This window comes from Mesorhizobium sp. M2A.F.Ca.ET.037.01.1.1 (assembly GCF_003998075.1).
Classification (GTDB): domain Bacteria; phylum Pseudomonadota; class Alphaproteobacteria; order Rhizobiales; family Rhizobiaceae; genus Mesorhizobium.
Map to the genome: position 1 here is coordinate 1 of NZ_RZSA01001177.1, position 1,829 is coordinate 1,829.

General features: G+C 67.5%; 1 protein-coding gene. It reads left to right on the plus strand.

Features of this window, described 5'->3' with window-relative positions; all coding sequences use genetic code 11:
* Window positions 1-305: 305 nt before the first annotated feature.
* On the plus strand, window positions 306-1,829 hold a 1,524-nt coding region (locus tag EOA27_RS34765), incomplete at its 3' end, for an ABC transporter ATP-binding protein/permease (RefSeq protein WP_127258546.1).

The window sequence follows — 1,829 nt, forward strand, 5'->3', positions numbered from 1 at the left end:
ATCGGCGACAGGGCAGGGGTTAGCCGACGTGGAGGGGCGGTGGGAAGCGCGCCGATGTCGTGCGTAATCGCATAGGGCGCTCCCCTCTCCGTCTCGGCGCTGTGCGCCGAGCCACCTCTCCCCCATTTCATGGGGGCGAGGAAGCGCCAATCGCGAACGGGCGCGGCCTCGGCCTGGGTTCCTCGCCCCCGCCAAAGGCGGGGGAGAGGTGGCTCGGCGAAGCCGAGACGGAGAGGGGGAGCGCCCTATGCGATTGGCCCCGCCGAACCCATGAAACCTTTTGATTTTTGGGCCGTTGTGCGGCGATGCCCAAGGCCAAAGCCAAACCGACGCCCGCAGGCGCCGCCACTTTGCGTGCGGTCCGCCAATCGCGCCCGCAGAAGCAGATAGAGAAGCCGAAGCCGCGGCAGGAGAAGCGACCCAGGCCGCGCGATGCCGAGCCCAAGGCTTCGGAGCAAAAAGCCCCCGCCGATGCCGCGCCCGAGGCCATCGGCCATGCCGGGTCGCCGCCGCCCGAGGCCGCCGAGCCGGGTCCTCAGCTTTCGCCCGAAGAGGCCGAGCGGGCGCGCAAGAAGTATCTTCTGCGGCGCTTCTGGATCAGCGGCCGCGGCTACTGGGGTTTGCATGGCGACAGGCTCGCCTGGCCGCTGACGATCGGGCTGCTCGTGCTGATCTGCGTCAATGTCGGTTTTCAATATGGCATCAACCGCTGGAACCGCGCGATCTTCGACGCTATCGAGCAGCGCGACGCCCACACCGTCTATTGGCTCAGCGCTATCTTCCTGCCGCTGGTCGCCGGCAGCATCAGCCTGGTGGTCGCCCAGGTCTATCTGCGCATGACCATGCAGCGCCGCTGGCGCTCCTGGCTGACCACGGCGGTCATCCAGCGCTGGCTGGCCAGCGGCCGCTATTACCAGCTCAACCTCGTCAAGGGCGACCACGCCAACCCCGAGGCCCGCCTGACCGAGGATCTCAGGATCGCCACGGAATCGCCGGTGGATTTCGTCGCCGGCGTGCTCAACGCCTTCCTGTCGGCCTCGACCTTCATCGTGGTGCTGTGGACCATCGGCGGCGCCCTGAGCTTTTCGCTGGGCGGCTCGGTCATCACCGTGCCCGGCTTCCTCGTCGTCACCGCCGTCATCTATGCCGCCATCACCTCGACCTCGATGTTCTTCATCGGCCGCCATTTCGTCGAGCTTTCCGAGCAGAAGAACCAGACGGAAGCAGAGTTCCGCTACGTGCTGACGCGCGTGCGCGAAAACGGTGAAAGTATCGCGCTGCTGGGCGGCGAGGAGGAGGAGAACGCCGGCATCGACCGCAGCTTCGCTGCCGTGCTCGGCCGCTGGGCGCGGCTCACCGGCCAGCACATGCGCACCACGCTCGTCTCGCAGGGCTCCAGCCTGTTTGCGCCGGTAGTGCCGGTGCTTCTATGCGCGCCGAAATTCCTCGACGGCTCGATGAGCCTTGGACAGGTCATGCAGGCGGCCTCCGCCTTCGCCATGGTGCAAGGCGCCTTTGGCTGGCTGGTCGACAATTATCCCCGGCTCGCCGACTGGAACGCCTCGGCCCGCCGCATCGCCTCGCTGATGATGTCTCTCGACGGGCTGGAGCGGGCCGAAGCGAATGACAGGCTGGGCCGCATCCAGCGCGGCGAGACCGAGGACGGCGCCATGCTCAGCCTCAGGAATCTTTCCGTGACGCTCGACGACGGTACCTCGGTGGTGAAGGAAACCGAGGTGGCGATCGAGCCCGGCGAGCGCGTGCTGGTCTCGGGCGAGTCCGGCACCGGCAAGTCGACGCTGGTGCGCGCCATCGCCGGCCTGTGGCCC